Origin of the sequence: Pseudomonas sp. JV245A, from assembly GCF_032424515.1 — a bacterium.
GTDB lineage: Bacteria > Pseudomonadota > Gammaproteobacteria > Pseudomonadales > Pseudomonadaceae > Aquipseudomonas > Aquipseudomonas protegens.
In genome coordinates, this window is record NZ_VYKE01000195.1 from 1 (window position 1) to 8,057 (window position 8,057).

6 protein-coding genes are annotated in these 8,057 nt (G+C 58.5%); 3 read left to right on the forward strand and 3 right to left on the reverse strand.

Annotated elements, in window-relative coordinates; translation table 11 throughout:
* The 3 genes from F6S12_RS28335 to F6S12_RS28345 all read right to left on the reverse strand — a co-directional run.
* Positions 1–973: polyketide synthase (locus F6S12_RS28335; protein WP_315869590.1), on the reverse strand; the 973-nt coding region annotated here is incomplete at its 3' end.
* A gap of 32 nt (positions 974–1,005) precedes the next feature.
* The gene (locus tag F6S12_RS28340) at positions 1,006–2,355 is read right to left on the reverse strand and encodes an NAD(P)/FAD-dependent oxidoreductase (protein WP_011061079.1); all 1,350 of its coding nucleotides are present in this window, start codon (positions 2,353–2,355) and stop codon (positions 1,006–1,008) included.
* A gap of 13 nt (positions 2,356–2,368) precedes the next feature.
* Positions 2,369–2,635 (reverse strand): phosphopantetheine-binding protein, encoded by a 267-nt coding sequence (locus tag F6S12_RS28345; RefSeq protein WP_011061078.1) that lies wholly within the window; start codon positions 2,633–2,635, stop codon positions 2,369–2,371.
* Between the two features lie 485 nt (positions 2,636–3,120).
* On the opposite strand from F6S12_RS28345, the gene F6S12_RS28350 reads away from it, so the two are divergent.
* The 3 genes from F6S12_RS28350 (at position 3,121) to F6S12_RS28360 (ending at position 8,027) form a co-directional block, all read left to right on the forward strand.
* Entirely contained in the window at positions 3,121–4,152 is a 1,032-nt protein-coding gene (locus F6S12_RS28350) for a LysR family transcriptional regulator (protein ID WP_011061077.1), read from the forward strand.
* A complete protein-coding gene (locus F6S12_RS28355) occupies positions 4,149–5,657 on the forward strand; it encodes an NAD(P)/FAD-dependent oxidoreductase (RefSeq protein ID WP_315869591.1) in 1,509 nt (502 codons plus the stop codon). The genes F6S12_RS28350 and F6S12_RS28355 overlap by 4 nt, the downstream gene beginning before the upstream one ends.
* A gap of 150 nt (positions 5,658–5,807) precedes the next feature.
* Positions 5,808–8,027, forward strand: a complete 2,220-nt coding sequence (locus F6S12_RS28360) for an OsmC domain/YcaO domain-containing protein (RefSeq protein WP_011061075.1) — start codon at positions 5,808–5,810, stop codon at positions 8,025–8,027.
* The last annotated feature ends 30 nt before the right edge of the window (positions 8,028–8,057 follow it).

Consider the following 8,057-nt stretch of genomic DNA (forward strand, 5'->3'; position numbering starts at 1 on the left):
CCAGGGGCGTACCGGTGCCGTGGGCCTCGACATAGTCGATGTCGTCCACGCTCAAGCCGGCCACTTTCAGGGCCTGGCTGATCACCGCAGCCTGGGCATTGGCGTTGGGCACGGTCTGGCCGGCACTGGCGCCATCCTGGTTGATCGCCGAGCCCCTGATCACAGCCTGGATCGGATCGCCATCGCGCAGGGCATCTGCCAGGCGCTTGAGCACCGTGACCCCGCAGCCTTCGCCCCGGACGATCCCGTCGGCCGCCGCATCGAATACCCGGCAGCGGCCACTGGGCGAGATCGCCCTGATCTGGCTCATGTAGATCGTCAGGTCCGGCGCCAGCATCAGGTTCACCCCTCCGGCCAGGGCCATGTCCGCCTCCCCTGCCTGCAAGGCGCGACAGGCCAGGTGCATGGCCACCAGGGAAGAAGAGCATGCAGTGGTCACGGTCATTGCCGGCCCATGAACACCCAGGTGGTAGGCAATACGCCCGGCGGCGAAGCTGAATTCCTTGCCGGCGGCATAGTAGGGGTTGATCTGTTCGATCCCGGCCTCGCGGGAGTGCAGTGCCAGGTAATCCATGCCCAGCATGCCGACATAGACCGCGGTCCTGCTGCCTTTGAGCTGCTCGCGGGTCAGGCCGGCACGGGCCACGCTTTCACAGGCGACCTCCAGCAGCAGGCGCTGCTGGGGGTCCATTTCCTTGGCTTCAGAGGCCGAGATGCCAAAGTAATGCGCATCGAAGCGGTCGATGTGCTCGAGGAACGCCCCCACCTTGCTGTAGGTCGTACCGGTTTCAGCAGCGCTCTCATCGTAGATCGCCGCTGTGTCCCAGCGCTCTGCGGGAACCGGTCCGACAAAATCGGTCCCAGCACGAAGGAGCTCCCAGAATGCCTCGGGGGTCGATGCACCTTTGGCAAAGCGGCATCCACTCCCGATGATTGCAATGGGTTCAAAATCCATGGGCGCACGAGCATCCATTCAGTCATCTCCTTCGACTGGGTGTTTAGTGTTTAGAACGCGGGTTTGGCGGTAGGAACCTGCATGTCGCCCAGGTACTTGTGCCAGAGGTGTTCCGGGTCGCTTTCAACCGCAGCGATGATTTCGCGCATCTTGTCCAGCACTTCCAGGCGCTTGCCGCTGTAGACGTCCCCTTGCAGCAATTGCAGGATGTCCAGGCGGTAGCGTGGGTCTTGAACGAACGCGGTGAAGAGGATGTTCAGGCGGTAATAGAGCGTGATGAACTCATACCAGTTCTTGATGCCATTCCTGATCATGCCTTCGTAGTGAGTGAAACTGGACTTGCTAAAGTCGTTGTTCTTCACCGCCTCGATGATGTCGCCGCTGGCGATGCGCGCACTGTTGAGTGCAACGCTGACGCCGCTGGAGAAGATCGGGTCGACGAACCGTGCGGCATCGCCGATCAGCACGAAGCTGTCGCCACAGACTTCTTTCATGCCGTAGCTGTAGTCCGCCTCTTTCTTGAACGGGCGGACCTGCTCCGATGCCTTCAGCGCGTCATGCAGGTTTTCCCGGGTCTTCACCGCTTCCCAGAAGAACTCTTCATAGGTGAGGTCGGAGTTGGTGTAGTTCTGCTTCTGCGTAACCACGCCCACGCTGGTAATGGTTTCGGTGATCGGGATCTGCCAGACCCAGGTATTGGTCATCGGCAGGAAGTGAATGAAGATGTAGTCGACCTTGTCCGGGCTTTGCGTCGCCGACTTGCGGTCGAAGTTGTCGAACCAGGAGTGAATCGCGAACTGGTTGAAGACCGGGTCCTTTTCTCGCAAGCCCAGCCGGCGGCCCAGCAGCACGTTGCGACCGCTGGCATCCACCACCATCTTGGCCTTGATCTCCACGCTGCGCTTGCCCAGCTTGGCATTGACAATGACATTGCCCGGGCTGAGAAACTCGACGTCAGCGATCTCCACGCCCTGGAAGACCTTGGCCCCCAGCGAACCTGCGTGCTCCAGAAGAATGCGGTCGAACTTGCCGCGGTCGACGTGGAACGTGAAGTCGCGATCGACCCCTTCCTGCTTGCGCTCGTTGAAGAGGATTTCCGCCGAACGGAAATCGTGGTCCAGCCCCTGGAAGCCCATCTTGTCTTCGGGGCCGGAATCTGCCGAGGTCCAGGCAGCGCCGAACTTCTTCGGGAAGTTGGCTTTCTCGATCTTTTCCATCACCCCGATTTCCAGCAGCACCGGAGTGGTGGCCGGTACCAGCGACTCGCCAACATGCTCGCGCTCGAACAGTTCTTTTTCGAACACCGCGCATTTGACACCGGCTTTTGCCAGGTAGGAGGCCATGGTCGAACCCGCCGGCCCGCCACCGATAATCACTACATCATAATCATGATCGCTCATTGCCCACTCCCTGTTAGGCGCACTCGGCCTTTAGTTGCTCGACAGTCCTGGATATTGCATTCAGGTCTTTAAAATATTTGCCGGTGATATGGGTACTTGGAATCGAGACACCCATTTCATCCCTGATGTAGACCATGAGCTTGACGATATTCATCGAGTTGAGAATGCCCCACTCCAGTAGTGGAGTCTGGTCATCAAGCTCATCTTCCTTTGCACTTGGCCCGATCAAATCTTCCATGATGTAGCGACGAATCTTTTCTTTAACTTCCTCTCCGTCCATAGACGTACGCTCCTGCATTCGACAATCGTGGGTTGGGAAAACCCGTCTACAATCCTCAATAAGAATGCACTTGTGAATAGCCGTTTTTGCAAAAGGCCTTTGCATATCCGCAAAGGCAAAACAGCCCCGACAACATCGAAGCCAACACAACTTAACGATGTTCCACAGGCCTATATGACGGCCTTCAGAAAGTCATCTTCGAGCGCCCAAGCATAGTTTTGGCGCTCTGCGCAATTAGCCACTAGAACTATTTTTGTATCCAGATAGTGCAAACCAAGCCTTACACTTGGACGGTGTTCCGCTCTGCGCCGGGTAGAGCTGTGGCGCCTGAAATGTTATGAATCAATTTTCCCAAAGCCAACTAATCATGGCCCCAGCACTGCTTGACAAACAAAAAGCCTAGTCGTACTAAGGAGGCTGTCATGATCTATTTGTAATTTGCCTTTACAAAAATAAGACACTAAAAATTCTAAAAGGATTTAGGAATGAAGGCGCTAGGCGTTGTCAATGACATAGACCTTTATATATCCGTAACTAAAACGGGTAGTTTCTCCGAAACAGGAAGACTACTTGGCATCCCACCTTCTTCGGTGATGCGCAGAATCAATAGCCTCGAAAAAGAACTTGAAACCTGCCTATTCAATCGATCGACAAAATGCTTGATACTTACCGAAACAGGCCTGCTCTTTCTCGAACATGCAAAGAACATTTCGAGATGCATTGGGCATGCTAGATCAGAAGTAAAAGAACACACTGCATCGACCCTAGGCGTTCTCAAGGTTTCAGCACCCGTGGCCTTTGGACGGCGCCATGTAGCGCCTTTATTGAGCAGAATACTGAACCATCATCCCGGTTTGAAAATTGAATTCTCGCTTAACGACAAAGCTCTCGACCCCAGCATCGATAACGTCGATATCTGTATCAAGCTGGGCATATTGCCGGACAGCAATCTGATTCCAACGAAACTTGCGGATATGCGGCGTGTGCTCTGCGCAAGCCCGGAATACATCCGGCAACACGGCTGTCCGCAAACTCTTGAAGACCTGTACCAACATGCCTGCCTGATCCACAGCACCTGCAGCAACTTCTCACTGACCTGGCAATTCAAGGTCGATGGCCTGCTCAAGAAGCTCATGCCCAGCAGCCGGCTATCGGTCAACAGTTCCGAGTTGCTGGTGGACGGCGCCCTTCAGGGCATAGGAATCATCCACGCGCCCACCTGGCTGGTGCATGAACAGATCGCCAGCGGTCAACTGGTGTCGCTGCTCGACGAATATTGCGAGGCCGATCCGCAACAGGGAGCGATCTACGCACTGAGGGCACGCAGCAGCGTTGTCCCGGCCAAGACCCGCCTGTTCATCAATGAGTTGAAACGCTCGATCGGCAGCACGCCTTACTGGGACTTGCCGTTTGAAAAGGAAATACCGCAGACCCTGGCCACCCTGCATTTCGATACCGCAATGCATTCAGCGCTTTCCAGAGCGACCACCTTGCAAGACAAGAGCCAGACATCATGAATCAGTACGACGTCATTATCATCGGTAGTGGTATCGCCGGCGCGCTGACCGGCGCCGTCCTCGCGAAGTCCGGGCTGAACGTTCTGATCCTCGACTCGGCCCAGCACCCACGATTCTCCGTCGGCGAAGCGGCGACACCGGAAAGCGGTTTTCTGCTGCGTTTGCTCTCAAAGCGCTTCGACATCCCTGAAATCGCCTACCTCTCGCACCCCGACAAGATCATCCAGCACGTCGGTTCGAGCGCCTGCGGGATCAAGTTGGGCTTCAGTTTTGCCTGGCATCAAGAGAACGCGCCGTCGTCCCCCGACCACCTTGTGGCCCCGCCGCTAAAGGTGCCGGAAGCCCATCTTTTCCGGCAGGACATCGACTATTTCGCCCTGATGATTGCCCTGAAACACGGCGCCGAATCCAGACAGAACATCAAGATCGAGTCGATCAGCCTCAACGACGACGGGGTCGAGGTGGCATTGTCCAACGCCGCCCCCGTCAAGGCCGCGTTCATCATTGACGCTGCTGCCCAGGGCTCTCCGCTTTCCCGCCAACTGGGCTTGCGCACCACCGAAGGGCTGGCGACCGACACCTGCTCATTCTTCACCCACATGCTCAATGTGAAGAGCTACGAAGATGCCCTGGCTCCGTTGTCCCGCACTCGTTCCCCCATCGAACTGTTCAAGAGCACCTTGCACCACATCTTCGAAGAGGGCTGGTTGTGGGTCATCCCCTTCAACAACCACCCGCAGGGCACCAATCAGTTGTGCAGCATCGGCTTCCAGTTCAACAACGCCAAGTACCGTCCCACCGAGGCGCCGGAGATCGAGTTTCGCAAACTGCTGAAAAAGTACCCGGCCATCGGCGAACACTTCAAGGATGCGGTCAATGCCCGGGAGTGGATCTACGCGCCGCGCATCAACTACCGCAGCGTGCAAAATGTCGGGGATCGCTTCTGCCTCCTGCCGCAAGCCACAGGGTTTATCGACCCGCTGTTCTCCAGGGGGTTGATCACCACCTTCGAGTCCATCCTCAGGCTGGCCCCCAAGGTGCTGGACGCCGCCCGCAGCAACCGCTGGCAACGGGAACAGTTCATCGAAGTCGAGCGCCATTGCCTGAACGCGGTGGCGACCAATGACCAGTTGGTCTCCTGCTCCTATGAAGCCTTCAGCGACTTTCACCTGTGGAACGTATGGCATCGGGTCTGGCTCAGCGGCTCCAACCTGGGCAGTGCCTTTCTGCAAAAGCTGCTGCACGACCTCGAACACAGTGGCGACGCCCGCCAGTTCGATGCAGCGCTTGAGGCGGTGCGCTTCCCTGGCTGCCTGTCCCTGAACTCGCCCGCCTACGAAAGCCTGTTCAGGCAGTCGTGCCAGGTCATGCAACAGGCCAGGGAGCAAGCCAGGCCGGTGGCCGAAACCGCCAACGCGCTGCATGAGCTGATCAAGGAGCACGAAGCCGAGTTGTTGCCCCTGGGCTATTCGCGGATATCCAATCGTTTCATCCTCAAAGTCTGAATGCCTGAGTGATGCCCGGGGCCGGGTGCTGGTGTCTGTGACCGGCAGCCAGCCCTGGCGATCCACCCGTCCGCCGAAAACCACAACACTTCCCGCGCAAAAACCCGGATAATGCCCGCCATTTTTTGCTTTGTGATGCCGGTGCCCCCCATGGAAATCAAGGTCAACTTTCTCGACAACCTTCGACTTGAAGCCAAGTTCGACGACTTCACGGTGGTGGCCGACCAACCTATCCGCTACAAGGGCGATGGTTCGGCGCCGGGTCCGTTCGATTATTTCCTGGCTTCTTCGGCGCTGTGCGCGGCGTACTTCGTGAAGCTGTACTGCCAGACCCGCAATATCCCCACCGACAATATCCGCCTGTCGCAGAACAACATTGTCGATCCGGAAAACCGCTACAACCAGATCTTCAAGATCCAGGTCGAGCTGCCGGCGGACATCAGCGACAAGGACCGCCAGGGCATCCTGCGTTCCATCGACCGTTGCACGGTGAAGAAGGTGGTGCAGACCGGCCCCGAATTCATCATCGAGGAAGTGGAAAACCTCGACGCCGATGCCCAGGCGCTGTTGATGCCGCAATCGGGCTCCAGCGAAGGCACCTACATTGCCGGCAAGGACCTGCCCCTGGAGCAGACCATCGCCAACATGTCCGGGATCCTCGCGGGCCTGGGGATGAAGATCGAAATCGCTTCGTGGCGCAATATCGTGCCCAACGTCTGGTCGCTGCATATCCGCGATGCGCAGTCGCCGATGTGCTTCACCAACGGCAAGGGCGCCACCAAGGAAAGCGCCCTGGCGTCGGCCCTGGGCGAGTTCATCGAGCGCCTGAACTGCAACTTCTTCTACAACGATCAGTTCTGGGGCGAAGAGATCGCCAACGCCGAGTTCGTGCATTACCCGGACGAGCGCTGGTTCCAGCCGGGGCGCAAGGATGAGCTGCCCAAGGAGATCCTCGACGAGCACTGCCTGGCCATCTACAACCCCGACGGCGAGCTGCGCGGCTCGCATCTGTACGACACCAACTCGGGCAATATCGAGCGCGGTATCTGCTGCCTGCCCTATGTGCGCCAGTCCGACGGCGAGGTGGTGTATTTCCCCTCCAACCTGATCGAGAACCTGTACCTGAGCAACGGCATGAGCGCCGGCAACACCCTGGCCGAAGCCCAGGTGCAGTGCCTGTCGGAGATCTTCGAGCGGGCGGTCAAGCGCCAGATTCTCGAAGGCGAGATGGCCCTGCCGGATGTGCCTCAGGAAGTGCTGGCCAAGTACCCGAGCATTCTGGCCGGCATCCAGGGCCTGGAAGAACAAGGCTTTCCGGTGCTGGTCAAGGATGCGTCCCTGGGCGGTGAGTTCCCGGTGATGTGCGTGACCCTGATGAACCCGCGCACCGGCGGCGTGTTCGCCTCGTTCGGCGCCCACCCAAGCTTCGAGGTGGCGCTGGAGCGCAGCCTCACCGAACTGCTCCAGGGCCGCAGTTTCGAAGGCTTGAACGACCTGCCGCAGCCGACCTTCGAAAGCCAGGCGCTGATGGAGCCGAACAACTTCGTCGAGCACTTCATCGACTCCAGCGGCGTGGTGTCGTGGCGTTTCTTCAGTGCCAAGGCGGATTTCGAATTCGTCGAGTGGGACTTCACCAGCCAGGGCAGCAGCGGTGAAAGAGCGGCGGCCAACGCCGAGGAGGCCGCGACCCTGTTCGGCATCCTCGAGGGCCTGGGCAAGGAAGTCTACATGGCGGTGTACGAACACCTGGGGGCCACGGCCTGCCGCATCCTGGTGCCGGACTACTCGGAAATCTACCCGGTGGACGACCTGATCTGGGACAACACCAACAAGGCGCTGTTCTTCCGTGAAGACATCCTCAACCTGCACAGCCTGGACGAAGACGGCCTGCGCTCGCTGGTGGAGCGCCTGGAAGAAAGCGAACTGGACGACTACACCGACATCACCACCCTGATCGGCATCGAGTTCGACGACAACACCGCCTGGGGCCAGTTGACCATCCTGGAGCTGAAGCTGCTGATCCACGTGGCCCTGGGGCAGTTCGACCCGGCCAAGGAACTGGTGGAGATGTTCCTGCAATACAACGACAACACCGTCGAGCGCGGGCTGTTCTACCAGGCCCTGAACGCGGTGCTGGAAGTGGAGCTGGACGACGAGCTGGAGCTGGGCGACTACGAGGCCAACTTGCGGCGCATGTTCGGCAACGAACGGATGGACGCGGTGATCGGCTCGGTGCAAGGCAGCGTGCGCTTCTACGGCCTGACCCCGACCAACCTGCAGCTCGAAGGCCTGGACCGCCACCTGCGGCTGATCGACAGCTACAAGAAGCTGCACGCAGCGCGAGCCAAGTGGAGCGCAGCAAACCGCTGATCAACAGCCCCTTGTAGGAGCGAGCTTGCT